This window comes from Peptidiphaga sp. (assembly GCF_057238965.1).
In genome coordinates this window covers 17,990-43,316 of the sequence record NZ_DBHHEV010000008.1, presented here as the reverse complement: position 1 = coordinate 43,316, position 25,327 = coordinate 17,990, and the positions used below count along the sequence as shown (strand labels likewise).

General features: G+C 63.2%; 23 protein-coding genes. 17 read left to right on the top strand and 6 right to left on the bottom strand.

Annotation, left to right across the window (positions count from 1 at the left end; translation table 11 throughout):
• Nucleotides 1-18: 18 nt before the first annotated feature.
• From ACO48X_RS02215 to lysS, 5 genes are all read left to right on the top strand, one after another.
• Complete coding sequence (locus ACO48X_RS02215; protein ID WP_485000121.1) at nucleotides 19-342, top strand: hypothetical protein; 324 nt, start codon at nucleotides 19-21, stop codon at nucleotides 340-342.
• Nucleotides 339-1,631, top strand: a complete 1,293-nt coding sequence (locus ACO48X_RS02210; protein ID WP_485000119.1) for a hypothetical protein — start codon at nucleotides 339-341, stop codon at nucleotides 1,629-1,631. Before ACO48X_RS02215 ends, ACO48X_RS02210 begins: the two co-directional genes overlap by 4 nt.
• A complete protein-coding gene (locus tag ACO48X_RS02205; protein WP_485000117.1) occupies nucleotides 1,628-2,056 on the top strand; it encodes a hypothetical protein in 429 nt (142 codons plus the stop codon). The genes ACO48X_RS02210 and ACO48X_RS02205 overlap by 4 nt, the downstream gene beginning before the upstream one ends.
• Nucleotides 2,056-2,994 carry a hypothetical protein gene (locus tag ACO48X_RS02200; RefSeq protein ID WP_485000115.1) on the top strand — a complete coding sequence of 313 codons (939 nt, stop codon included), beginning with the start codon at nucleotides 2,056-2,058 and terminating at the stop codon, nucleotides 2,992-2,994. Before ACO48X_RS02205 ends, ACO48X_RS02200 begins: the two co-directional genes overlap by 1 nt.
• A 270-nt stretch (nucleotides 2,995-3,264) precedes the next feature.
• Nucleotides 3,265-4,806, top strand: coding sequence for a lysine--tRNA ligase (gene lysS, locus ACO48X_RS02195; RefSeq protein WP_485000113.1), 1,542 nt, complete (start codon nucleotides 3,265-3,267; stop codon nucleotides 4,804-4,806).
• Between the two features lie 241 nt (nucleotides 4,807-5,047).
• Here lysS and ACO48X_RS02190 read toward each other — a convergent pair whose 3' ends face one another.
• Entirely contained in the window at nucleotides 5,048-5,317 is a 270-nt protein-coding gene (locus tag ACO48X_RS02190) for a hypothetical protein (RefSeq protein WP_485000111.1), read from the bottom strand.
• A 164-nt stretch (nucleotides 5,318-5,481) separates the two neighbouring features.
• Between ACO48X_RS02190 and ACO48X_RS02185 the strand changes: the two genes are divergently transcribed.
• From ACO48X_RS02185 to ACO48X_RS02175, 3 genes are all read left to right on the top strand, one after another.
• Complete coding sequence (locus ACO48X_RS02185; protein WP_485000109.1) at nucleotides 5,482-7,164, top strand: cytochrome c biogenesis protein CcdA; 1,683 nt, start codon at nucleotides 5,482-5,484, stop codon at nucleotides 7,162-7,164.
• Between the two features lie 123 nt (nucleotides 7,165-7,287).
• On the top strand, nucleotides 7,288-7,836 hold the full coding sequence (locus ACO48X_RS02180) for a sigma-70 family RNA polymerase sigma factor (RefSeq protein WP_484997618.1): 549 nt from the start codon (nucleotides 7,288-7,290) through the stop codon (nucleotides 7,834-7,836).
• Nucleotides 7,833-8,678, top strand: a complete 846-nt coding sequence (locus ACO48X_RS02175) for an anti-sigma factor domain-containing protein (protein ID WP_485000107.1) — start codon at nucleotides 7,833-7,835, stop codon at nucleotides 8,676-8,678. The genes ACO48X_RS02180 and ACO48X_RS02175 overlap by 4 nt, the downstream gene beginning before the upstream one ends.
• 39 nt (nucleotides 8,679-8,717) lie before the next feature.
• Here the strand turns inward: ACO48X_RS02175 and ACO48X_RS02170 are convergent, their stop codons facing one another.
• Nucleotides 8,718-10,940 (bottom strand): MFS transporter, encoded by a 2,223-nt coding sequence (locus tag ACO48X_RS02170; RefSeq protein WP_485000105.1) that lies wholly within the window; start codon nucleotides 10,938-10,940, stop codon nucleotides 8,718-8,720.
• A gap of 110 nt (nucleotides 10,941-11,050) precedes the next feature.
• On the opposite strand from ACO48X_RS02170, the gene ACO48X_RS02165 reads away from it, so the two are divergent.
• The 9 genes from ACO48X_RS02165 to ACO48X_RS02125 all read left to right on the top strand — a co-directional run bounded on the left by ACO48X_RS02165 (nucleotide 11,051) and on the right by ACO48X_RS02125 (nucleotide 20,938).
• Entirely contained in the window at nucleotides 11,051-11,857 is an 807-nt protein-coding gene (locus ACO48X_RS02165; protein WP_485000103.1) for a TetR/AcrR family transcriptional regulator, read from the top strand.
• A gap of 180 nt (nucleotides 11,858-12,037) precedes the next feature.
• Nucleotides 12,038-12,805, top strand: a complete 768-nt coding sequence (locus ACO48X_RS02160; protein ID WP_485000101.1) for a response regulator transcription factor — start codon at nucleotides 12,038-12,040, stop codon at nucleotides 12,803-12,805.
• Nucleotides 12,806-12,920: 115 nt separating this feature from the next.
• The gene (locus ACO48X_RS02155; RefSeq protein ID WP_485000098.1) at nucleotides 12,921-14,177 is read left to right on the top strand and encodes a sensor histidine kinase; all 1,257 of its coding nucleotides are present in this window, start codon (nucleotides 12,921-12,923) and stop codon (nucleotides 14,175-14,177) included.
• 179 nt (nucleotides 14,178-14,356) lie between these two features.
• Nucleotides 14,357-15,187 (top strand): ABC transporter ATP-binding protein, encoded by an 831-nt coding sequence (locus ACO48X_RS02150; protein ID WP_485000096.1) that lies wholly within the window; start codon nucleotides 14,357-14,359, stop codon nucleotides 15,185-15,187.
• 11 nt (nucleotides 15,188-15,198) lie between these two features.
• A complete protein-coding gene (locus ACO48X_RS02145; RefSeq protein WP_485000094.1) occupies nucleotides 15,199-17,541 on the top strand; it encodes an FtsX-like permease family protein in 2,343 nt (780 codons plus the stop codon).
• Between the two features lie 200 nt (nucleotides 17,542-17,741).
• Nucleotides 17,742-18,038, top strand: coding sequence for a hypothetical protein (locus ACO48X_RS02140; protein WP_485000092.1), 297 nt, complete (start codon nucleotides 17,742-17,744; stop codon nucleotides 18,036-18,038).
• A gap of 89 nt (nucleotides 18,039-18,127) precedes the next feature.
• On the top strand, nucleotides 18,128-18,730 hold the full coding sequence (locus ACO48X_RS02135; RefSeq protein ID WP_485000090.1) for a hypothetical protein: 603 nt from the start codon (nucleotides 18,128-18,130) through the stop codon (nucleotides 18,728-18,730).
• Nucleotides 18,727-18,894, top strand: coding sequence for a hypothetical protein (locus ACO48X_RS02130; RefSeq protein ID WP_485000088.1), 168 nt, complete (start codon nucleotides 18,727-18,729; stop codon nucleotides 18,892-18,894). Before ACO48X_RS02135 ends, ACO48X_RS02130 begins: the two co-directional genes overlap by 4 nt.
• A gap of 409 nt (nucleotides 18,895-19,303) precedes the next feature.
• Nucleotides 19,304-20,938, top strand: coding sequence for an amidase domain-containing protein (locus ACO48X_RS02125; RefSeq protein WP_485000086.1), 1,635 nt, complete (start codon nucleotides 19,304-19,306; stop codon nucleotides 20,936-20,938).
• 437 nt (nucleotides 20,939-21,375) lie between these two features.
• Here the strand turns inward: ACO48X_RS02125 and ACO48X_RS02120 are convergent, their stop codons facing one another.
• Genes ACO48X_RS02120 through ACO48X_RS02105 form a run of 4 tightly spaced genes read right to left on the bottom strand, consistent with a single transcriptional unit; the run spans nucleotide 21,376 to nucleotide 25,181 of the window.
• A complete protein-coding gene (locus ACO48X_RS02120) occupies nucleotides 21,376-22,218 on the bottom strand; it encodes an SMP-30/gluconolactonase/LRE family protein (protein WP_485000084.1) in 843 nt (280 codons plus the stop codon).
• Nucleotides 22,193-22,846 carry a LutC/YkgG family protein gene (locus ACO48X_RS02115; RefSeq protein WP_485000082.1) on the bottom strand — a complete coding sequence of 218 codons (654 nt, stop codon included), beginning with the start codon at nucleotides 22,844-22,846 and terminating at the stop codon, nucleotides 22,193-22,195. The genes ACO48X_RS02120 and ACO48X_RS02115 overlap by 26 nt, the downstream gene beginning before the upstream one ends.
• Nucleotides 22,843-24,396, bottom strand: a complete 1,554-nt coding sequence (locus tag ACO48X_RS02110; RefSeq protein ID WP_485000080.1) for a LutB/LldF family L-lactate oxidation iron-sulfur protein — start codon at nucleotides 24,394-24,396, stop codon at nucleotides 22,843-22,845. Before ACO48X_RS02110 ends, ACO48X_RS02115 begins: the two co-directional genes overlap by 4 nt.
• Entirely contained in the window at nucleotides 24,393-25,181 is a 789-nt protein-coding gene (locus ACO48X_RS02105) for a (Fe-S)-binding protein (protein ID WP_485000078.1), read from the bottom strand. Before ACO48X_RS02105 ends, ACO48X_RS02110 begins: the two co-directional genes overlap by 4 nt.
• Nucleotides 25,182-25,327 lie beyond the last annotated feature (146 nt).

Here is a 25,327-nt window from a genome sequence, read left to right as displayed (position 1 = left end):
ATCGAGTAGGGGTAAGTTATGGCTTACGAAATGATAGGCCCGGCCATCACGCGGATGGATGTTCCGGAGATGTGGAATGTCCATTCCAGATACGGTGAATTGGCTGAAGGCTTCAGTGGCATGGAACTTTCCGAGCCTTCTGGCTACGGGCAGTCGCAAAGTGTTGCTGATCAAATGACGAATAAAATCAAGGACGCGATCAAAGGTTGCGCCACGTCGATCAATGACATGAACGGCGACATCGATGCTTCAATCAAGGGGTTTGAACAGACTGATGGAGACAACGCTCGTCAGTACGGCCCTGTCCAAGAGCAATTCCAGAGCGGCGGTGAAACGTCATGATGTTAGAGAAATTCTTCGGTTTTGACACCTCGGTAGAAGCCAAGTCGGCCGACGTTGCGAATCAGAAGCAGGAGCTTGAGAAGCTCCTCAAAGAGGTTGAAGAGCGTTCTCGGGATGCGTTGAACATCCATGCTAAAGCTCAAGACAGTTGGGAGGGCGGCGCCGCTCTGACGTACAGTTCACGTGCGGAGGATCTGAACAAAAAGCTCTCTGGCACTACCGAAGAGATCGGAAAATACTCAACTGCGGTCTCTCAGTTTTGTGAGAAGATCGAGAGCGTCGAAAAAGGATTCAAAGATTTGCTCGCCGAGTCCAAGGCCGAAGGTTTCCCAGCGATCGGTAGCTACGTGCTGCCCTGCCTTGCCAGTTCGACGAGTCCAACGCTGACGGCAGCTCGAGTCGCACAGTTCAACATTCTGGTCGGCAAACACGATGACCTTCGTGCCAGAGAGGTCCAGGCTCACGCGGAATTTGCCGCGATGTGCGGGGTCGACCCGACAACTTGGCTGGACGGGCCCCTCGGTACGATGCTCAAGGCTTTTTTGCTCCCTCCTATCGCTAGTGGCCGCTCTCCGCTGGGCGTCGGATGGGACGGTGTCAAGGTCGGCAAGTGGGTTCTCGACAGGATCAAGGACGGCTACGATATTAAAACCATACTGTCTATGGGGAAAAAAGCCGAGTTTATGCTGGGTGAAGGCGTAGGCAAAGCCAAAGGCATGGCATGGCGCTCAGGTGGCGGGATGATGGAAGAAATACTGGGGAAAAGGGGCAGCCACACCAAGTTTCCGACGTCGCCCAAAGAGATTGGACTTTCTTTCTTCTCTTCGCGCACCAACCCTCTTGAGCAGCTCAAAGGCGCCACGGATTCGAAGCACTGGAAGCCCTTAGCTGGCGTGTCTGAGGACGTCATGGGAAAGAGCAAGAAGGCCCTCGACTTCGGCGGGAAAGCAGGCAAGGGCCTCACGGTGGTCAAATACGGAATGGCGGGCTTTGACGCGTGGGGCTCTGGCAAGGCGCAATGGGAGGCCGACTCCCACAATTCTTCCTTGAGCGGCATGGAGAAAGTGACTCGCACCGTCGCCAAAGCCGGATGGGACGTCGCGCCGGGGCTTGCCGGAGGCAGCGCCGGAACGGCTGCGGGGGCCGCCATCGGAACAGCAATATGCCCAGGTGTCGGCACAGTCATCGGCGGTGTCGTGGGAGGTTGGGCTGGTGGGTCTTTGGCCGACGGCGGTAAAAATCTCCTGGACGGCAAAGTCACCGGCTTGATAGACAAGATAGGGAAATGACCGTGATTGCATTGCCGCCGGAGTGGAGGCAGATGGACGCCTCCGACGTGGGCGGAGTCGATTGCATCGCGTGTGGGCCGGTGACTTCGCAAGGGTATGCACCCACCCTTTTAGTCACGCGCGTTCGCGACGCTGAACCGTCCATTGAGGAAGGAATGGGACGGCTCTTGGAGAACGCCCGCAGTGATCCCACGTGCCGGGTGCTCGACGTCGGCGACGCGACGGTGGGTGGAAAGCCTGCGCTCGTCGCGACGTTGACTATGTGCTCGGAAGGGCGCAACGTCACGGAACTGATGTACTGCGTGGGAACGGATAAGAGACGGGAGGCCTACATTTTGGTATTCATGGCGGTCTCTTCGGATTTTGCCGGGCAGACGCGAACCATTGCAGACATCGTTGACGGTTTCAAACCGGAGGGGGTCTGATGGAGGCGAGCGCAGACGTCATTGTTCCCCGGCAGGCATGGGCTGATATACAAGCCTGCCTCGAGGGAAACGACGTTTCCGACGAGGGAATGGCCCGGCTTCGCCGCCTCGGATTTTTCGAGGAAGGAGCCTCGGCGGATGCCTCCGACCGTCCGTCAAGCACTGCGGCGGAGGCGGCTTATGAGTCTCTGTCCGGCGTCGCACGTGATCTGCTCGCCCCGTACTGGGATTCCCTGGGATACGTCGATCTTCTTGTCAACGACGGAGGAGTCTTGCGGCACGCCGCCGGATGGTTCGGTGTGGGCAGGGCGTCGTGCGTCGCCCTCGACATTGACGATTCCGTGGCCCTTTCTCTCTATGAGCCCGGGCTGTTGCCGGTCGTCATGGCGGATCTGCTCGACGTCGGTCCGCGGCCCGTCGCCGCCCCCGTCGCCTCCGTCTACGTGCCGAAGAGTTGGGTGCTCGAACTTTTCGAGTTCTCCAGCAGGACCGTGCGCGACAGCCTGGCGGACGAGCTGAGCACGTTTTGGCCCGAGGCTCAGGACGCCATGCAGGAAGGTAACTGGAAGATCTGGATCGTATCCTCGATGCTTGCGATCGATGAAGCGCTCGCGTCCGATGAGGGCGATGCGCGTGTGGCTGAGGGCGATGAGCATAGGTCCGATGAGGCGCTCTCGGCTGGCGAAGGAGAAACGCTTGTGACAGATAGGGGCGAAACGTTTGTGGCCGGCGAAACGCTTGTAGCGGGCGGGGGCGATCCACTTGTGACAGACGCGGCTGCGGCCGACGAGAACGAAACGCGTGGGCCGATCTGCGTGCTTGACACTCCCGCGGGCTATTTCAGCGTGGTCTTCGAGGGGGAGTCCGCCGCCGTCCGTCCGGTTTCGACATTCAGAGTCTGGTGCGCGCTGATCGATATGATCGCGGAGGCCGCCTAGCGCCGCCGCATCCGCGATTCGGGCGTTTCCCTGTGAACGCCCGAATCGCGGGTCGTGTCTGCAACGCAGCTCGGAGCAGGCCGCGTAGCCGCTTCGCCGCGCTCTTCGTCGTAGGGGCGTTTCGGCGAAGTCTGGTGCCTGGCGCGACCGGGGGCTGGCCGTCCGAAGGGCTGAATCCGCGCGCACCCCACGCCCGCGGCGCGCCATGCGGCCAGAACCGGGACGAAGCCAAATCCGCGCGGGCGAGCTCCACGCTGTAGTCTATTGTCCGTGACTACCAACGAGACGCCCGCCGCGGCGCCGCAGAACGACGACCTTCCCGGCCAGATCAGCATTCGGCTCGCCAAACGCCAGAAGATGATCGACGAGGGCATCGAACCGTATCCGGTCGAGCTTCCCGTCACAACGACGATTCCCGAGCTGCGAGAGAAATACGGCAGCCTCGAAGCCGGCGTCGAACTGGCCCACGTCGCCGTGGGGATCGCCGGACGCGTCATGCTTTCGCGCTCGTCCGGAAAAATCGCCTTCGCGACCCTTCAGGACGGCCCCGGAAACCGCATCCAGGTGCTTTTGTCGCTGGCCAACGTCGGCGAGGAGGCCTTCGCCAGATTCAAGACCGACGTCGACCTCGGCGACCACCTTTTCGTGGAAGGGTACGTCGGAACGTCCAAGCGCGGCGAGCTCTCCGTATTCGCCCGCTCCTGGCAGATTGCCTCCAAGGCCATCCGCCCCCTGCCGAAGGTGTACACGAACGCCGACGGCGAAGACGTCACCCTTTCCGAGGAGTCGCGCGTGCGCATGCGCCACCTCGACCTCATCATGCGCCCGGCGGCCCGCGACATGGTGCGCCTTCGCGCGGGCGTCATGAAGTCTTTGCGCGCCAACTTCGACGATCGCGGCTACCTCGAGCTTGAGACGCCCATGCTCCAGGCCATCCACGGAGGCGCGGCCGCCCGCCCGTTCGTCACCCACATCAACGCCTACAACCAGGATCTTTACCTGCGCATCGCCACCGAGCTCTACCTCAAGAGGGCGGTGGTGGGGGGCGTCGACAAAGTCTTCGAAATCAACCGAAACTTCCGCAACGAAGGCGCCGATTCGAGCCATTCCCCTGAATTCACGGCGATCGAGGCGTACGAGGCGTACGCGACGTACGACACGATGGCGGAGCTGACCCAGTCGCTGGTTCAGCGCGCCTGCCTCGACACCCTCGGGACGACCACGGTGACCCTTTCCGACGGGACGGAATATGACCTGGGCGGCCAGTGGGCGCGCATCGATCTTTACACCTCAATCTCCGAAGCGGTGGGCGAGGAGGTCACGGTCGAAACCCCGCGCGAAAAGCTTGAGGCGATCGCCGACCGCCACGGGATCTCCGTGGCGCCCTACTGGGTCGCGGGGAAAATCGCCGAGGAGATCTTCGAAGAGCTCGTCGGCTCGAAACTGTGGGAGCCGACCTTCGTTCTCGACTTCCCGGAGGACACGTCGCCCCTTACCCGGCCTCACCGTTCGAAGCCCGGACTGACCGAGAAATGGGACCTGTACGTGCGCGGGATAGAGCTGGCGACGGCATACTCCGAGCTTGCCGATCCGGTGATCCAACGCGAGCGTTTGGCAGCCCAGTCCTTGGAGGCCGCCAACGGCGACCCCGAAGCCATGCAGCTCGACGAAGAATTCATCGAGGCCCTCGAGCAGGGATTCCCGCCGTGCGGCGGCATGGGGATGGGCGTCGATCGACTTTTGACCGCCATGACGGGCCTCGGCATCCGGGAGACGATCACGTTCCCGTTCGTGCGCCCGCAGGGCAAGTGACGACGAAAGGCTTGTAAAAGCTTATAAGGCAGCGCCACGCGGGACGAGCGACGCAAAGCGTCGTCGGACGCAGCGCCGGTTCGGCGATGCGGTCGAGCGTGGCGTGGGACGGCGAGATCGCGGCCCCACGCCACGCGACGTCTCGGCGGTATGCACGCCGCCTCGCCAAGAAGATTCCGACGTCGCGGACGTCGTCTCGGATTCGATCGGCGGCACGCGACGCCTCCTTTTCCAGACGCCGTCACTTGTCGGTCATGGAGCCGTCCTTCATCGAGCCGTCTGTTCCCTTGTCCTTCATGGACCCATCGGTCATCTTGTCCTTGTCGGTCATTTTGTCTTTGTCTGTCATCTTGTCCTTATCCGACATCTTGTCTTTGTCCGACATCTTCTCGTTTTGCGTCGTCGACATCTTGTCGGAGGGCTGATCGTCGGCGCTGCACGCCGCCAAGCCCAAGCCTGCGGCAAGGGCGACGGAGGCCAGAGCGGTCGATGCGAAGAATTTGCGAGCCATGGGCATTCCTTTGTTCGAGTGGTTGTTTGCAGGGCGGATCGTTCCGCCTTCAATCACTGTTCGGCGCCGCAGGGCATGCCGGATGTGTGAACTGTTGCACACATCTGTGGGCGACGTCGGCGTCGAACCAACGGTGACAGACAAACGGCGGCGAAAAGGAAACCATGTTCTCGCAGATTCTCATCGGCTTGTTCGGCGGCCTGATCACGGGCGTATCGCCGTGCATACTGCCGATGCTCCCCATCATCTTCCTCGCGGGCGCGACCGGCGCCTCCTCCAACGGCAAGTCGCCGTCAAGAAAATACCCCCTCCTCATCACGCTCGGGCTGGTCGTCTCCTTTACGGCCGTGACTCTGCTCGGATCGACTGTCCTCAGCCTTCTGGGGCTTCCCCAAGATTTCATTCGGTGGGCAGGCGTCGCCTTCCTCGCGCTCATCGGTGTCTCGCTTATGATCCCGAAGGTCGAGGAATGGCTGGAAAAGCCGTTCGCGCGCATACGCATGAAACAGGTGGACAAGCGGTCCAACGGATTCGTCTTCGGCCTCGTGCTGGGAACCGCCTACGTTCCATGCGCGGGACCGGTGCTCACGGCGATCAGCGTGGCGGGCTCGACGGGGAAAGTCGGCGCTGAAACCGTGGTGTTGGCGATTTCCTTCGCCGTCGGGGTCGCCATTCCCCTCTTCTTCTTCGCCCTCGCCGGACGGGGCGTGACCGAGCGCGTCAAGGGGTATCGGAAGCGGCAGCGCGGGATCCGGATCGCGGCGGGAGGCGCGATGATCGCCTTGGCGGCGGGCATCGTCTTCGATCTGCCGGCGAAAATCCAGCGGGTCATTCCCGATTACACTGCGAATCTCCAAAAGGCCGCGGACGAGTACCTTCACGACGAGCAGTCGGGAAAGTTCACGTGCTCGCCGGATTCGGCCGAACTCGCCGACTGCGGGCCGCAGCCCGAGATAACCGGGATTGCCGCCTGGTTCAACACCCCCGGCGGTCGCGCCCTAGAGCACAAGGTGCCTGCCGGCGGAGTGCGGCTCGTCGATTTCTGGGCGTACTCGTGCATCAACTGCCAACGTTCGGCGCCGGGGATTGAAAAGCTTTATAAGACCTACCGCGACTACGGGCTTCAGGTGATAGGAGTCCACTCGCCGGAGTACGCCTTTGAAAAGGTGCCGGAAAACGTCAAAGGCGGCGCGCAAAAGCTTGGAATCACCTATCCCGTCGCCGTCGATTCGGATCTGAAGACGTGGAGCGCCTTCGACAACCACTATTGGCCCGCCCACTACCTCGTGGACGCGCAGGGCAAGGTTCGGCATATCCACTACGGCGAACATGGCGAAGCGAGGACGGAGAGGCTCATCCGAGAACTGCTCGCCAAGCAAAACCCGGGAAAAAAGCTTCCCGATCCGGTTTTCTCCGACAAGGACGATTCGAAGGCCGACGCCGCTCGGGCCGAGGAGGCGAATCCGGAGACTTATCTCTTCCCGGACAGGGCGCGTTACTACGACGGCAAGGTTCCCTTTGCCGAGGGCACCGTCGACTACGGCCAGTCAAGCGACCCGAAGCCGGGCAAGTTCAATCTTTCAGGTAAATGGACGGCCGACGGCGAATCGGCTACGCCCGCTTTTGAGGGAGCGAGCCTGAAACTGGGGCTCCATTCCCGCCGCGTTTACCTCGTTGCATCGGGCAAAGGCGAGATAACCTACACCTTCCAGGGGCGCAGCTACACAAAAAAGGTCGAAGGGATTCCCAACGCCATTGACCTTCTCCCCGGCGACAACGCGAAAAGGGGCACTCTCACGGTCGAGGCGAGCGCTGGCGTCCGCCTCCACTCCTTCACATTCGGGTGACAGATGAGGATGGCGGGGACAGCGGCGATACGTAGGGTGGCAACGCGTCCAACGGTGGGGGCGATGCCGACTGCGAAGAGCGTTGCGAGGCGAGGCGCCGAGCGAGCCGTTAGCATAGTTGCCGTGCACGATGCTCACAACGATCTTGACCGCTTGCTCGCCGCGGTTGCGAAGGGTGACGGCGAGGCCTTCGGCCTCCTCTACGACCGTGCTGCCGGCCATCTTTTGGCCCTCATTCGCCGCATTGTCGTCGACGCCGACCTGGCCGAGGATGTTCTGCAGGAGGTCTTCTGGCAGGTGTGGCAGCGTGCGTCGTCCTTCGACCCTGCGAAAGGCAGCGCCAAGGCGTGGCTGGCCGTCCTCGCTCGGAGGCGGGCCATCGACTGCGTTCGGTCGCACGAGTCGCGACGTCTTCGCGAGGCTTCTTCGGCCAAATTCGAGGTCGAATACGATTCTGTGGCCGAGGCCGTCTTTTCTCACGAGCGGAGCGGCGAGGTTGCGCGCGCCGTCGCCGGCCTTGACCAGCCGGTCCGCTCCTGCATCGACGCGGTCTTCTTCCGGTCGATGACCCACGTGCAAGCGGCGCAGGCTTTAAACATGCCGTTGGGCACCCTCAAGACCCATATCAGGAAAGGAATCGCGCAGTTGCGCGAGGTTGTGGAGGACCGATGACCGAACGCGACGACATCGCCTTCGGCACTCCCGAAGCCGAACTGCTGGGCGCCGCCGCTTTCGATGGCGAGCCGCCGCAGCCGCCCGCCGACGTCAAGGCGGCGCTCATGGCGCGCATTTCTTCTGGCAGCTCTGGGGATGCCCGGGTTGGCACTGAGCTGCACGCCACTGAAATTGGTGGGGATCCGGCCGCTTCTTATTCGGATGGGGGCATCCGGGCTCCTGGGCAGAGTGGCGTTTCGCACGTGCCTCAAGGAGGAAAAGCTATGCTGAGCGAAGCCTCTTCGGACGAGGTCGGCCACCGTGGCGCGGGCCGGGCGGAATCCACTCCCCGCGGTGCCGATGACGATGTTTCCCGCGGTGCCGACGTCGTTGAGCTTCCCAGGCGAAGAGTGTGGGTGCGAAGGTTTGCTGGGGCAGCCGCCGCCGTCTTCCTCGTCGTCGGGGGCTTTGCCGCGGGCCGGGCGTGGACGATGCGCGGAATGTCGGACGAGGCGAAGTTCAATACCCTCAACCAGGCGTCCGATTACAGCCAGATGTCCCATAAAATGGCCGACGGACACACCATCCGGCTCGTGTGGTCGTACAAGGAGCATTCCGCGGCGCTGGTCATGCCCGCGGGGATGCGGATTCCGCGTGGCAAAGCCGTTCAAGCCTGGTCGGTCAAGGGCAAGCGAATGACCTCGATGGGCATGTACCCTTCGGGAAGCAAGGCCCGGTACGCGTTTTTGTCTGCTATGCCGGACGAGGGGGAATCGGTCATGCTGACGATGGAGCCGGCTTCAGGTTCGTCCGCTCCGTCGTCGGACATGGTCGCGGACATCCCCATGGGCAAAAAATGAGGCGTCGGGCCCGGTGCGTGATGCCGGGCCCGACGTGCGTCACTTCGAACGCCGCCGGCGCACGACCCTCAGCGCGAACGCGGCCGTCGCCAAAGCCGTTCCCGTGACCGTTATGGCAATTGTCCGCGCTGTCGATCCGTCCGACGCCTGTCCGACTTCTTCCGAGTAACGCACGGTCAGATCGTCGGGTGCGTCCGCAGCCGACGAAGCCGAGCGTGAAACTGCCGGCGCGTTGAGCGCCGGGCTTTCGATCTCGATGTCCAGGGTTGGAACGTCGCCTTCGCCTCGGCTTTGGCTTTGGCCAGCGGGGATTCCCCGGGTCGGCGCACCCGCGATTGGCTCGGCTCCCGCCGTTTCTGGCGTCTGGGACGCGTTGTTCGGCGTCGTCGTGGGTGCGGCCGAGGCTGCCGCGAGGGGCGTCACGGGCGCTGTGGGCAAGGCTTCGACAGCGGGCGAGGAATCGGCGACAGGCGAGGATTCTGCGACGGGCGTGGGTTCAACGACGGGTGCGACGGCCGCGGAGGCGGACAAATCTTCGACGTCGGCTGAAGCCTGGGAGGCAGGCAAGGCCCCGGCCGCGAAGACTGACGCGGAATCCCGCGAGGCGGCGCCTGGTTCGCTGATCTCGATGCGTGCCGTCACAGGCGCCGTCACAGGCGCCGTGCCGGGCGTCGAGGCTGCGGCGCTCGCGGCTTCCCTTGCGGCTCCCGTGCGGCGCCGCGCGATTCTCAACGCGATGGCGCCTATCGCGATGACGGCTGCGACGCTGGCCATGATGACGGCAAGCAGCACGAAGCCTCCCGAGTAGGCGTTGACCCGGGCCTCGTCGGCGAAATCGTCCCTCATGGAGGCGATGATCCTCTTGCCGGCCGCGGACTGCGGGCTGGCCTGGGCCCCGAAGAGGGCGGCTGCGACCTTCGATCGGAAATCGTCCGTGTGATCGGCGGCGTACGACTTGCCCAGGTGCGTCGCGTAGGTCGAGAGGATAGCGACGCCGAAGGAGGACCCCACCTGCTGGCTCGCGTTGATCGTCGCCGAGGCCAGGCCGATGTGCGACGGGCCGATGCCTCGCGTGCCCGCGTTGAACGCGATGGGCACGGCGACGCCCATGCCGAGGCCGAAGACTATGAGGCCGGGAAGGGCCGCTTGTGCGAACGAAGAATCGACGTCCATGAGCGACAGGATTCCCGCGCCCGCGGCGGAAAGGCCGAGCCCGAGGGGGAACGCGGCTTGCGCTCCCAGACGCGGCAGAATCAGTTTGCCGGAGATTGCCGCGGCGACGACGATGCCGACGACCATCGGGAGCATGGCCACGCCCGTCTTCATCGGCGAGTATCCGAGGTGTTCCTGCAGGTAGTACGTCATGAAGACGGCCGTGCCCATTTGGGCCGCGCCGAAGGTGAACTGTGTGCCGTACGAGGCGCTGCGCGCCGGATTCGTGACGATCCACAGGGGCAGCACCGGCTTGCGGGCCATCCTTTCCCGGATGACGAAAAGGACAAGCAGGGCGCAGCCGACGCTGATGAACGTGACGGTCGAGGCCGAACCCCACGATGTGCGCTGGGCGCGGTCGAGGCCGAAGACGACGCTGAAAAGCCCCGTGCACCCCAGTACGAGGCCGAAAAAGTCGTCCGTGATCGAAGCCCCGGAATTGTTCTTGTGAGCAGGCGGGAGCGTCTTGCGGCTGGTGGCGAGAGCGAAGGCGGCGATGAAAATGTTGATGAACATCGCCCATCGCCAGTTGAGGAGGTCGGTCAGCGCCCCTCCCAGGAGGAGGCCCACCGCGGCGCCGATCCCTCCGGTGGCGCCTATGAGCGCGAAGGCGCCGGCGCGCTCCTTGGGATTGACGAAGGAGTTGTTGATGAAGGCCAGAATGGTGGGGGCGAGCAGGGCGCCGAAGACGCCCTGGGCGGCGCGTGCGCCTGCCAGCACGGCGAAGGACGGCGCCAGGCCGCCGACGAGGCTGGCTATCGAGAATCCCATGAGGCCGATCGGGTAGGCCCGTCGGATCCCGACGATCCCGACGAGGCGCCCGCCGAAGAGCACGAGGCCGCCGAAGGCCAGCGTGTACGCTGTGACGATCCACGGGCGTTGGGCGTCGGTCATGTCGAGGCTGCTCTGCATGCTCGGCAGCGCCACGGCGATGATCGTCATGTCGAGCACGATCATCAGCTGGGTTGTGATGATGCTCGTGAGGATCGCGGCTTTGTTCTTGGTCTTCCCGCCGCTTGTGGCGGCGGATTCCTGAGTGATGGCAGACATGTGAACGCTTTCAAATCGAAACGATCGTTTTACTCTTGTGAGCTTACTCCGCATGCACGCCGTTAGCAACAACGCTCGTTTCGATTTACGGGTCAAGGTACCCTTGAAACATGCCCAGAGTCAGCGCCGGCCACCAGAAACGCCAACGCGAGCGGATAGTCGTGGCAGCGGAAGCGTGTTTCGCCGAGAACGGCTTCCATGCGACCTCGATGGACGACGTCGTCAACGCCGTCGGCATGTCCACGAGCACCGTCTACAACTATTTTCCGGGCGGAAAAAATGAGCTGATCGTGACGGTGTGCAAAGAGCGGACCGACGCCGTGTTCGCGAGAATTGCGATTCTCGCGAAACGTGAGAATCCGCCGTCCTTGAGGGAGGTGTACGCGGAAGTCGCCTTGGCCTTTTGGCGGCATATGGAGAAGGTGGAGCGCGAAAGGCTTCGAAGCGACGAGGAAGACGCTCCCGACGAGGGCGAACAGGCGCCCGAGGAGGGCGGGCAGGTTCTTGGCGAAGACGGGCGAGCCTCCGGAGGCGAGGACGTCGCCGACCGCGTCGTCACGGACGAGGCTTTGCGTATATTCGAGGAGCTGGGCCAGACCGACGGCGCAGAGCCACCGGAATGGATGCTGCGCTCGGTGCGTCTGGCCGTGAACGCGTGGGCGGAGACCATTCGCAACCCCGGCCTCAACCGGGACATGCGGCGCAGGCACTCGGAGTTTCGGAAAGCTCTCACCGTCCTGGTCGATCGGTGGAAGGTCTGCGGCGTCGTCGATCCGGCGCTGCCGACGGCCGACGTCGTCCGCCTGCTCATGGACAGCTATTTCGGAGCGATCGTCGATTTCGTCATCACCGGCGAATCGAGATACGAGCGTTCGACGGCGGCGCTCGAAAGGGTGCTGTCCCCGCGCGAAGGGTGAAGGCAAAGACTTGATGCGCGCTGGCAATGCGGCGCTGTGCTGTCCCCGCGCGAAGGGTGAAGGCTCGAAGATCATCTCGCGTAGGAGGGGTGCTCCCGTGTTGTCCCCGCGGGAAGGGCGACGGCGGTCGGCCAGCCGCGCGCCTTGCCCGGGCTCGCCGCGCAGCCTTAGGGTTGATGAATGGCGGAGCAAATCGATGTGCTGATGGTCGAAGACGAAGCGGCGCTTGCGGCCTCGACGGTCGAGTACCTCAATTTGTCGCAGATCAAGGCCCGCGCGGTGGGCAGCGCCGAGGAAGCCCTCACGGCCGTGTCGAAACTGGATCCGCGGCTCATACTGTTGGACGTCAACCTTCCGGGGGCCAGCGGATTCGAGTTTTGCCGCAGGCTCCGCAAAGACAGAGACACCCCGGTCGTCTTCATTTCGGCGCGCACGGGCGAAGACGATCAGATTCTCGCCCTGACGCTGGGAGGGGACGATTACATCGTCAAACCCTATTCGCTGGCCCTCCTCGTGGCGAAGGTGCGGCGGACTTTGGCGAGGTCGGCCTCGGGTTCTGCGGGCGGGCGTGAGGCCGGCGTCTACGACGACGGATGGCTCGCCGTCGACCTCGAATCCTCCCGGGTGAGTGTCGATGGCGCGGAGATCCCGCTCGCGGCGATGGAATTCGACCTGCTTGCCTACCTCGTGGCCAACCGGGGGAGGGTCGTCGAAAAACGGGAGCTGTTGAACAAGGTGTGGGGCGGCGCCGTCACGGGCGACGGCACTTTGGCGGTCCACGTGCGCCGCCTCCGCAGGCGAATCGAGCCCGACCCCGACAATCCGGCGTATATCTGCACGGTATGGGGGAGAGGATACCGTTTTCGCGAAGGCGGGGCGTCCTTGAAGGCCGGAGAAGCGCCCCCGAGAACTGGAGAAGCGTCCGCGAGAGCTGGAGAAGCGCTGTGACGACGCGAGACGCCTCGGCGATTCCAGTTAGGCGGGCAGGCGGCCGAAGTAGGAAAGGCCTGAAAGCGAACGGCGGAAAAAGCCAGGGAGCGGACAACCGGGGAAAGGGCGGCCGATGAAGGGCGCCGTCGCCGCTGTCGTCGTCGCTGCAGCCGCCGCTCTTGCGATTCTGTTCGGTTCCGAGCCCGCCAAGGGTTTCAAGTCCGACGTCGTGCCCGCCAACGAGCTCGTCGAAGCGGTCGAAAAGTCGTGGCCCGACGCCCGCGCGGCCGACGCCCGGACCGGTCGGCGCTTTCCCCAGGTCACCGTCGTTGGAGACGACGGATCACTCGTGTACTCGCGCGGCAGAAGGATCGACGGCGATCGCGACGCCATGCGGACGGGCGCGGTCGGTTTCGAGCTTGTCGCGGGAGGGCGGCACGTTGGGCGCATGTGGATTTACAACGGATGGGTGGAGAAGGAGGAAGAGGCCCGGCAGGCGGCGCTCCGGCTGGCGGGCGGAACGATCCTCGCAGTGGCCGCGTTTTGCCTTCTCGTCGTCGCGGTGTCCAGGCGGCGCCTTCTGCGGCCCTTCAAGCAGTTGAGTTTCTTTGCGCGCGAGGTGGCACAAGGCAATCTCGACGTCCCCTTGCGGATGGATCGGAACAATGTGTTCGGGCCGTTCACCGAGGCATTCGACATCATGCGCGACGAGCTCGGCCGGGCGCGCAGGGCCGAAGCCGCGGCGAAGGAGTCGAAGAAACAGCTTGTGGCCGAGCTGGGGCACGATATTCGCACGCCTGTCGCCTCGATCGCCGCCACCGCGGAGCTCCTCGAGGCGACGGAGGCCAGCGAATCCAAACGCGAGAAGATCGAGGTCATTCGTCAGAAGGCCGGTCAGATCGAAGAGCTCATGGCGGACGTCGCCCGGGCCAACCGCGAGGAAATCGCCTCCCTTCGGGTCGCCCCCGTTCCTGTCGGCAGCGAGGACATAGAAAGGTGGTTGAGGGCGGCAGACGCGGACGAGGCGATGGGGGACTTTTCCCTGCCGCACTGCCTGGTTTCCGTCGACCGGCTGCGCATGCGGCAAGTCTTCGACAACGTCGTCGCCAACTCGCGCAAGTACGCCGGCACGCCCATCGAAGTAAGAGCAAGCGTCGACGAGCACTTTCTTCTCATCGTCGTCCGCGACCGCGGCCCGGGCGTGGACCGCGGAGAGATCGAGGCGATCTTGGGCAAGGGCGTGCGGGGTTCGAACGTGAAGGGGGTGCCCGGCGAGGGACTCGGCCTCTACACGTCAAGCTGTCTCATGGAGCGCATGGGCGGGGCGCTTTCGTGCCGCCTGGCCGACCCAGGCTTCGCCGTCGTCCTTGAAATTCCGCTCGCCAGGTGAGGCATGCGGGCGGGGCGCAAGGTTTGGCTCTGCCGATCGAGCGGCTCTTCGCTCCGGGCGCACCGGCAAGGCGCGCCGAAATATAAGGCGCGCGCCGTTCAGAATCTTGCCGGCAGAGTTAAGAAACAGTTAAGAATCGCGAAAAGGCTTCGTAATCGGTTGTTGCGTACCTTGGAAGCATGAACGCAACAGAGAACCGCAATGCGGTACGCGAAAAGAACAATGACACGGCGCAATCTGAGGGGGAAACGTCGCACTCCAAGGACGTGATTGTGACGAAGAAGCTTTCAAAGACTTTCTCGCACAAGGGGACCCAGCAGCATGTGCTGAAGAACCTTGACCTGGCGATCCGCCGCGGCGGCTTCACCGTAATCATGGGGCCCTCCGGCGCAGGAAAATCCACCCTCCTTTACGCGCTTTCGGGCATGGACAAGCCGTCCCTGGGAAGCGTGGTGTTCGACGGCGAGGACATCACAGAGCTCAGCCAGGACAAGCTGGCGGTCTTCCGGCGGACTCACTGCGGCTTCGTCTTTCAACAGATCAACCTTCTCGACTCGATGTCCCTCACGGACAATGCGATGGCGCCGGGGTTGCTTGTCGGCAAGCGAAAGGCCGTGGCCGCCCGCGTCGATACGCTGTTTGACCTCGTGGGTGTCGACGAGGCGACCAGGAAGAAGTTTCCGGGGATGGTTTCGGGCGGGGAGGGCCAGAGGGCCGCCATCGTCCGGGCCCTTGTCAACGAACCCGACGTCGTCTTCGCCGACGAACCCACCGGGCAGCTCAACTCCGAAAACTCGCTGCGCATTCTCGATCTTCTCAGCCGAGTCAACCGCGCCGGTCAGACGGTGGCCATGGTGACCCACGACCTCAATTCGGCTTTGCGCGGAGACCGCATCCTCTACCTGCGCGACGGGACGATCCAGGGAGAATTGAACTTGGGCGCCTTCGAGACCGCGGACAAGGACCGCCGCGACCGTCTCGCCGCGTTCCTCGAGGAAATGGGGTGGTGACAATGCGCCGCATGTTCCTCAAACGAAGCCTGCGCAGATCGGCCGGACAGTTCGTCATCGTCGGCCTGCTCGTGGCCATCGCTTCGGCGATGCTGCACCTCGCGGCCGTTCTGATCCTCCAGTATCCGGCGACTTTGGACGACGCCACAGCCAAGCTCAACACCGAGCATATTTTCATCCTGCTCGAGAACGAAAAAGGCTCCCGCGACGCCGAGAGAATCGCCAGAGACGACGGCCGGGTCAAGGATCACATACTTCTTCAGACGCTGCGGGCAGGCGCGACCTTCGAGTACGACGGCAAGGAGCAGATCAGCGCCGTTACGATCGTTGAACAAGACAAAGACACGCGCATTGGACGAAGCGGAGTCGTGGCCGAAGATTCCAAGCGTCACGCCGACCCCATATGGCTGCCGTATTCCTTCAAGACGGCCGGAGGATACAAGCTCGGAGATCCCTTTGAAATGACAGTAGGCGAAGTCAAACATCGGTATCACATTCAGGGATTCCACGAGAATCCCGTGAGCGGCGTGATGGGCTCGATCCAGGTCGAGTTTCGGGTGAAAGCCTCCGAGGCCGCCGCTTTGGCGTCGGCTCCCGGAATGAACCGCGTCTGGCAGCTGAGGGCGCTCGTTAAAGACGTGTCGCAGGCGGACGACGTCGCAGCAGAGATCTCTTCGAAGGTGACCAAGGCTGCGGTGCAAAGCGGGAGTGCAAGCCCGGTTCTCGTGAGCGTCGGGTGGAAGCTGCTTTCCTCGGTGCTGATGATCCCCGCCAACGTCCTCATTTTCTCCTTCATTCTTTTCGCGGCGATCGTCGCCTCCGTGGTGGCGGTCATCGTCAGATTCGCCATCCGCTCGGTCATCGTCCGCGAGATGCCCGCGTTGGGGACGCAGAAGGCCCTCGGCTTCCGCTCTGGCCACATTGCCCGGCTGCTCGCTCTGCCCTTCGCGATCGTCGCCTTGGCGGCTTCCCTTGCGGGGGCCGCGGTCGGCGTCGCCCTCTTCCCGGCGATACGCCAGCTGGTCGAGTCCCAGTCCGGATTGCAGTGGTCTCCGAAGGTCGGCGTCGTCGGAGTGGGCGCGGCAGCGGGAGCGATGCTGGCGGTCGTCGGCGTCACCGCCCTCGCGGTCGCCAGAAAGGTGCGAAAGATACCTCCCGTCGAGGCCTTGCGCGGCGGGGAGGCCACACACTCATTCCACTCCAATCATTTGCCCCTGCGAAAGGCACGCGGGCCGCTGACGCTGGTGCTCGGTGTGAAGTCCGCACTTCAGGCCCGGGCTCAGACGATCATGGTGGTCATTGTGATCGCGATGGTTGCTTTTGCCTCCGTCTTTTCCGTGGCACTGTACTCGGCCCTGTTCAAAGATTCCCGCAAGGTGGTCGGCATTTTTATCGGGGACCGGCAGGACGTCACCGTCTCGGTGCTGAAAGGCCGCTCGGTCGAGGCCGTGCGCAAAGACCTGGGGGCGATGCCCGGAGTCGAGCGTGTTCAGATCTTCGACAACACCAGGAACGCCGACGTGTCCGGGCGCACGGTGTCACTTTCGGTCGCCGATTCCTATCCCTCCTCGAAGGGAAGCCGGTCCGTCTACAAGGGCAGATATCCGAAGTCCGCCAATGAAATATCCCTTGGCGGCAAGTTCGCGAAGAGCCTTGGCGTGGACGTCGGCGACGAAGTGACCGTCGATTTTCAAGGAGGAAAGGCGACTTACCTCGTGACGGGTTTGACGCAGACCGTTGTGCGCATGGGCATGGTCGCCTCGGTCACCATCGACGGCGCCAAGCGCATGAACGCCGCCTACCAGCCGAAGTACGCGACCGCCGTCCTCAAGGAGGGGCAAAACATCGACGCCTTCGTCGGCAAAGTGAGAACCGAGATGAAGGGGCGGTACAACTACGTCGTCAACTCGTATGCGATCTCCGAGTCCTACGTCGCTCCGTACCTGGCGATGAGTAAGACGATGTCCTTCGCGATCTTCGGCGTGGCAGGGTTTGTGACGATGCTGGTTATCGGTCTGGTGGTCAGTTCGGCGATGGTGCGCTCGCGGCGCACTTTCGGAGTGCTCAAGGCTGCGGGATTCACCAATGCCCAGCTTATGCGCCAAATGCTCGCCTGCTATCTTCTGCCCGTTGCAATAGGCGGCGCGATCGGGATCGCAATCGGAAGTGTGACCGCCATTCCCTTATTCGAGGGTTTGCTCCGGTCCCTGGGAGTCGAGCGGCTGGATGCAGAGATGCCGGCCCTCATGGTCGTCGGCTTGGGCATGGCGCTGCTTCTTATAACCGCCCTGCTCGTCATGGTCCTGGCCCGCAGGACGCGCACGGTCACATCGAGGGAGCTGCTGGCAGAGTAGGGGGACGGCTGTCGACGAGTGCATTCTCCGGGGCATTGCCGGTCGGATGGGCCGACGTCGAACTCACCGAACGCAATGGAGCGGCTCACGACGAACACGCGTCGCCTCCGCCTCTGACGAACGGCGCAGGGCGCCGAGCGGATACGGTTTTCCCGCTTGGCGCCCTGCCGCGTTGGCAAGGTGGAATTTGAACGGCTCTGGTGGATAAGATCCGAATGGTTCCCGGTCACACAAGCATTGGCGGCGCGGAAGACGACATGGTGGCGTGGTCTGGATGGCACCAGAGCTTCGGTCCGTCGACGCCGGAACCTTATAATAACCTCAACTACGAGCATTTCAGCACAGACAAAGCCACCGATGCTGACGGTGCGCACTATTCCGGATCGGAAGGGCACTCTGAATACATGAACAATGCCGAAAACGGGCAGATGCGGACCTCGGTGAAGAATATCGCCAGCGTTGTCGCGGGCAACGGCATCTATTTCCCGGAGCGTTGACGATGCGCCGTGTTTCGTCGACAGTTGGCGGCCTTGTTGGGGCTCTTCTCCTATTTTTGTCTTCCTGTGTCTCTGGAAAGGATGAGAACGTGAACGGCGATGTTACGCCCACGCGGGTGAGCAGTCTGTCGATTGTCGAGGAGCGGCGTCAGACGATCGGCCTCCTGTTGTCGTTTTACGACATGCTGTCGAAAGAGTTCGGGGTCGGTGAATGGAAGCCGCTTCGAGTTCATGCCCAGATCGGTGAGAATTTCGGAGTGCATTGCCCAAGTGGCTACGCCTCGGAGAGATATGACCTCGCCATTGCCGGGCCGTTGACGCCAGAGAAATGGAAGGCGGCCTTAAGCCGTATGTACAAGTTGGCAAAACCTCTAGGATTCGGATCTCCAAAAACGGAAGCTCCGGGAAGAAACGGAGGGCAGTCGGCTGTGTTTGCACGCCCAGATGGAGCTCGCATCCTTATTAGGTACAGGGTGAAGAGTCTTGTTCGCATAGATACCGGGTGCGCGAAAGGCGAAGTATATGAAGGGTGGCCAGCTGGAACGGAGGCTGTCCCGGAGCGGCTGCGAACCACTGGGCGGCATGAGGATGGCAATCCGCCCGAAACGTGGGCTCCCTACTCCCCGCCTGGTTCGCCCAGCGCCGCCCCGACAAGTTCTTTTGTCAGGACTCAAACCAAGGGAAAGGAATGACGGTGGTCGATAGGCTCCGGTACGACCCTCAAGTCGTGGATTCGATGCTGTGGAAGTTTGACTCCGCCGTCGAACAGGTCCGCGAATCAAAAGGCGAAAGCGAGATCGCTGCGAGTGCAGGAGCTTTCGTGGGAGGCGGTCTGGAAGGCAAAGCGGTTGTTTGAGGGGATTTGCAAGTACTTAACGTGGACTTGCACCGTAATGTTTTTTCTAGCTAGTAGGTTGTGTGAAAGAGGCAAATGCGTCGTTCCGAACCTTCTGATGTGTTAAGAGATGCAATCGTAGAAGCCGTACCGGAGGATGTGTATATAAATAACGAATATTTCGATCGATATTCAGCTCTTGCTTCCGATGAAAAGTGGTGTCCCGCCCTCAGCGAAACGACGTCGTGCCCCGACTTTTCCTTGTGTTCTAGCTTATCCTACGCATAGGACTTTAGTCCCTTCATCCATTTTCCGATCCATGAAATGGTTGAAGTCCATGAGCCTCCTTGCGGTAGGCCAAGTAAATCACGATCTCACGCAGGTAAGGCTGAGAAGCTCACCACCATCCTTTTAACGGAAGGCAATCTAAATGAAACGCAGGATTCGACATGTGTCCGCGATCGCCTCTTTCCTTTCCCTCATCTCCGTGGCCCCCGCCGTCGCTGACGTCGGCGCTTCGGGTCCGGCCCCCTCGTCTGCGGGGAAATCCATCGGTCTCCGCGTAGGCGAGGATCCCACGCCCGCTCCGGGGAACTCGGCAGGCTCGCCCGGGGGCTCCCAGGGAGGGGCCGATGGATCCCAAGGCAATACGAACGCTCCCAGGAAGTCCTACGGCGTGAGGGGGTATTTGGTCACGAGGAAGGCCCCCGCGCGCTCGATTGCGGGTTTCAAGACTACGCGGGATTCTTATCATTTTGCCATTGACGGGAAGGAATACACCCTCGAAGCGACTCCGCAATACAGGAACCCCTCGGTGGCTCTTGCGCGCTTCAAAACGACACACGCGGCCTCTATTGCAAAGATCCGTGCGCACTTCAAGCTCCCGGACCTTTCGGAGCAGACCGCCACGCAGTACGTCAATGCCCTTTCGGATCAGGTCATGGCCGCGAACACGCCGGTGTCTTCGGATGAGATTTTCGCCGTCGCCGATTTCTCCTCCACCCTGGCGGCTCCCGCTGACAACGCCAAGACGGAGCAGGTGCTTCCCAAGCTCGTTTATGCGACGAAGACCAAGAACGTCTCGGCGATCATCCGGACCGGAGGCATTCTGGACAGCACGATTCCCGCGGCTTCCAAGAAGAACGTCACCCTCACCCAGAAGCTCGATTCGATGACCGGCGGCCTGAAGATGAACCCTGGAGGGTCGCAGCCGAGCCCGAGTGCGACGCCGACCAGCCCCAACGGGAGCCAGCCGACCTCGACCGCTTCACCTACCAATCCCGACGGGAGCCAGCCCAGCCCGAGCGTAACGCCGATCAAACCCGGCGAGGAGCAGCCGAGCCCGAGTGCGACGCCGACCAGCCCCGACGGAAGCCAGCCGACCTCGACCGCTTCACCCTCCGCTCCGAACGGCGAGCAGCCTAGTCCGAGCGCGACGCCGACCAATCCCGACGGGAACCAGCCCAACCCGAGTGCGACGCCGACCAGCCCCGACGGAAGCCAGCCCAGCCCGGGCACAACCCCCGCCGCCCCGGCGCAGCCTCAGACGAAAAAGCTCACGGTTCCCAATGTCGATGCGGCCGTCGCCTACGCCAAGAAGTACGCCTTCACGCCGAACACTCAGCAGTACAAGTACTTCGAGCACGCAGACTGCACAAACTTCGCGTCTCAGATTCTTGCGGCCGGCGGCCAGCCCACCGACGCTTACTGGCACCCGCACCCGTGGGGCGACTCCACCAGGCACACCTACTCGTGGGCGGTGGCCAACGCCTTTGCCCGCCACTGGGGCCTCAACCAGGGAACGACCAGCTGGACCGAGTTCGCCTCTCGCGTCCACCGCGGATCCTTCGTGGCTTTGGCTTACTCGAACGGCAAGGTCTACCACACCGCATTCGTGACCGAGCAGGCTGACGTCGTCAGCGACGAGTACGGAACGTATCGGACCTTCGCCATTGCCCAGCACACTCGCAACTACGAGGGTTGGGTCCACGGCAACGGCCTTGCCTCCGTGTGGAAGCAGCGCGGCTACTGGATCACCGCTGAGGGCGACAGCAACGGACAGTAAGGGCGAAGCAACAGACAGCGGCGGCTGCTGAGGCGCCTCCGCACTGAAACGCAGCGTCCGCGAAAAGGCGGGGCGCGGGACTGCCGGAAGGCAGCCCGCGCCCCGTTTCTTTGATTCCGTTTATGCCACGACGCCGCACATCAAGACTGCAAGGGTGCCATGGGTCCGCGTGCCAAATCTGGGAGGATGTCATGGGTCTGTACGTTGAGCCTGCGAGGATCCCTTGGGTCCGCATGTGGAAAACGTCATGCGTCCTCTTGCGAGGCCGCTGACGGCGACTCTGTCCTCGCTTTCAATCCCAATCTCCGTGCGCGGTCGGTCTGCCGACGCATTCGAGGCCGGCCTGAAGGAAAGCGCATGCGAGGTCGGCCTGCGGACGCATGCGAGGCCGGCCTGCGAGAGTATGCGACGTCGGCTTGTTTGCCGCCTCCGCCCGTTCAGCCGGCGAATGCGCGCAGCGGCTGGCCCGCGACCTCCGCCCGCATGTGGAAGACTGCGCCCGCGCCCGGCTCGTCGGCCGTCTGGCGCGACGTCGTGATGAAAACGTCGCGAAGGTCCTCCCCGCCGAGGGTCACTGCCGTCACCCCGCGCACGGGAAGCTCCCACTCGCCGAGCACCTCGGCTTCGGGGGAGTAGAGGCGCACTTTGCCGACCCGGTTCATCGCGCACCACACATTGCCCTCGGAATCGACGCAGAGGCCGTCGGGCCGTCCGCCGTCGCCGTCGTGGAAAAGTCTGCGGTTGACGAGACTTCCCGATTCGTCGACGTCGAATACGCTCGTTCCTCCCGTGGCGGTGTCGTTGTAATAGGCGAGCCTTCCGTCGGCCGTGAAGTCGATGCCGTTGGACGTGGTGACGGAATCCAGCACGACGTCGACGGCGCCGTCGGCCCCGATGCGGTAGAGCTTGGCGCCGCCCGGGGTCTTGTCGTACGGCATGGACCCGGCGTACAGTCTGCCCGAAAGGTCGACGCCGCCCTCGTTCATCCGAACGCCAGGATCCGCCCACATCTCGGCTTGCGGAACGGGCGCGCCGAAGGCCGAATCGGCCAGGGCGATGCCGCGCTCGACGCCCACGACGTATCCGCCGCCCGCGCGAGGGCGCACGAAGGCCGCAACTGACGACCCCGTCGGCAGCCGCTCGACGCTTCCGTCCGAGCCGATCGTGAGGATGTCGCCCGCAAGCATGTCGACGATCCGCAGCCCGCCCCACGAGGCATGCCACGCCGGTCCTTCGCCGTGAAAGGCGACGATGTCAGTTATTTGAGTTGTCTTCTCCATCGTCGACGATGATAACGCGAAGATTGCGCGGGCCGTGGACGCCGTCGACGCGCACCAGCTCAATGTCCGAGGTTGCCGAGGGGCCGGCGATCCACGTGGTCGGACGCGTCGGATTTTCGCCGAGCACGGCGACGGCCTCGGGAACCGTCGCCTTGACGTCCGAGGCTTTGAGCACCACCACGTGGGTGTCGGGGACAAGGGAGATCGCACGCCTGCCCATGTCCGGCGCGCCGTCGAGCATGATCGTGCCCGAAAGGGCGACGGCCACGCGCGAGGCGGTGACGACGGCGTCGATCCGGTCCAGCTCGGCGTTGCTCAAAGGCGGCTCGTCGACGTGAATCTCGCGGCCCTTCGCGGCCGCCTCCGCCCAGGCGGGGTCGAGCCCGGGCGGCACGACGACGCTCGCCGCGTCTGACAGCGCCTCGGCGATGGCGGCCGGCACGTCGGCGGCGGTGGCCGCATGGGTGACCTTCGCCGTGTAATCGACAAGCTTCTCCTCCATCTCCGCCACGACGTCCGATCCGTCGCCTCTTGTGCGATAGTCCCGCGGAATCTCAGGCACGGGGATGGGCCCCGCCGCTCGGATTCGGCGGAAGATCTCCTCGCGTGCGTTCGTGGCTGCCTTCATCGCCCGCCCTCCTTTTCTTCGCGCGCCTTCCACCATTGCCTGAAGCTTTGGGCGGGCGGCGCCGGAACGTCGCGCACCCTCGTCCACGATTTCGCGACCGGAAGCGGAACGCGGCTGATCTTCAAGTTGGGCCCGGCGATCAGACGCCCAGCCTGGACGCTTTTGCCCGCGGCCTCCATCGCCTTGCCTGAACGCATGACCTTCGACGAGACGGCCATGCCCACGTCCCAGATGTTCGGAATGCCGCCGCGGTTGGCTTCTACCGACTTGTGGCGCAGATGGACGAGGATGTTCGGAAGGTCGATCTTGACCGGGCAGACGTCTCCGCACGCACCGCACAGGGAGCAGGCGAAAGGCAGACTGGATGCTGGATCGCTGTGATCGTAGGCCTCTAGCAGCTGCGGGGTGAGGACGGAGCCGATCGGCCCCGGATACACCGAGCCGTAGGCGTGCCCGCCCGTGTGGCGGTATACGGGGCAGATGTTCATGCAGGCGGCGCAGCGGATGCATTTGAGGGCCTCGCGCCCGACCTCGTCGGCCAGCACGTTGGTGCGCCCGTTGTCGAGAAGGATGATGTGGAACTCCTGCGGTCCGTCGCCCTCGGTGACGCCCGTCCAGAACGACGTGTACGGGTTCATGCGCTCGCCGGTCGCCGACCGCGGCAAAAGCTGGCCGATGACCTCGATGTCGCGGTACTGCGGCACGAGCTTCTCGATTCCCATGATCGTGATGAGGGTTTCGGGAAGGGTCAGGCACATTCTGCCGTTGCCTTCCGACTCGAAGATTCCCACCGTGCCGGTTTCGGCCACCCCGATGTTTGCGCCCGAGAGTGCGACCTTTGCCGTCAGGAATTTTTTGCGCAGGTGCGCGCGAGCGGCCATGGCGAGGATGCGCGGTTCGTCGCTCAGGCCCTGGGCGTCTTCCATTCGCGCCTCAAAGATGGCTTTCACCTCGGCGCGGTTGCGATGGATCGCGGGGACGACGATGTGCGAGGGCATATCCTCCGAAAGCTGGACGATCATCTCGGCCAGGTCCGTCTCCCACGCTTTGATCCCGTGTTTTTCCAGATGCTCGTTGAGGTTGATTTCTTGGGTTGCCATGGACTTGACCTTGACAACCTCGTCCACTCCCTTGGCGGAGATGAGGTTGAGCGCGATTGCGTTGGCCTCTTCGGCGTCGCGTGCCCAATGGACCACGCCGCCGCGCTTGGTGACGTTTTCTTCGAATTGCTCGAGGAGCCTCACCCAGTCGGCTGCCACGGTCCTCTTGATGTTCGACGCCGCTTCGCGAAGGCCTTCCCAATCGGGCATCTCCTCGACCCGCAGATTGCGCTTGGCTCGGATCTTGCCCGTCGCATACCCGAGATTGCGCCGCATCTGCGTGTTCTTGAGGGTCTCGTGAGCAGCCTGGGGAAAATGCCCGCCCCACTGCAGCGGATCGTCGGGAATCGGATGGCCGGGATGCCAGCCGAGCTTTGCCTCTTCGGCGTCTTTCTGCGTCCACGTCGAGGGGCGGAACTTCTTGGCGAAATCAGAGACGGTTCCCATCATGCACCTACCTTCGTATTGGTCGCGGGGGCGAACCAGGGGGATTCCTCGGTTCCTGCAAGGACTTCGGCCAGATGCATCGATCTGATGCCGGAGCCGGATCGCGCCAGGCCTCCGCCGATGTTCATCAGGCACGAATAGTCGCCTGCCACGACGATCTCGGCGCCCGTCGAGATGATGTTCGCCATCTTGTCGGAGAGCATCGCAGCCGAGACCTCGGGATTCTTCAGCGAGAAGGTCCCTCCGAAGCCGCAGCAGACGTCGGAATCGGGCAGCGGCACGTAGTCGATGCCCCGGACGGCCGCGATGAGCCGCGTGGCGGTGTCTCCGATGCGCGCCATCCGCAGGGAATGACACGTGGTGTGATACGTGACCCTGTGAGGAAAATAAGCGTCGACGTCGACCATTCCGAGCACGTTGACGAGCAATTCGGGAAGGTCGTAGGTTTTCTTGGCGAGCGCTTCCGCGTAGACCGCGAGCTCTGGCTCGCCCTGGTCTCTCGCCACGAGCGGCGCCTGATGCCGGAGCGATCCCGTGCACGAGCCCGATGGGGCGACGATGGCGTCCCATTGCCCGTCGAGCACGGGGGTGAAGGTTTTGACATGGTTGCGAATAAGCGGCATGGCCTCGGGATAGTAACCCGTGTTGATGTGCATTTGGCCGCAGCAGCCTTGGTCTTCGGGGAAGCAGACCTCGTGTCCTAGACGTTCGAGCAAATGGACGGTCGCCTGCGCCGCCTGCGGAAACATGACGTCCGCGATGCACGTCGAAAACAGTGCGATTTTCATACGTTTGCCTTTTCTGTTGAGGGGCTTGGGCCACTGTTTCGCCTGCCGTCGTAGACGGCGTCGCGTAAGCGGATCCGCGGGAATCGCGTGCGGCGATCCCGAAGCGCGGCCAAGGAAGCCCCTTGCCTACCGTGCGGATGAAACCC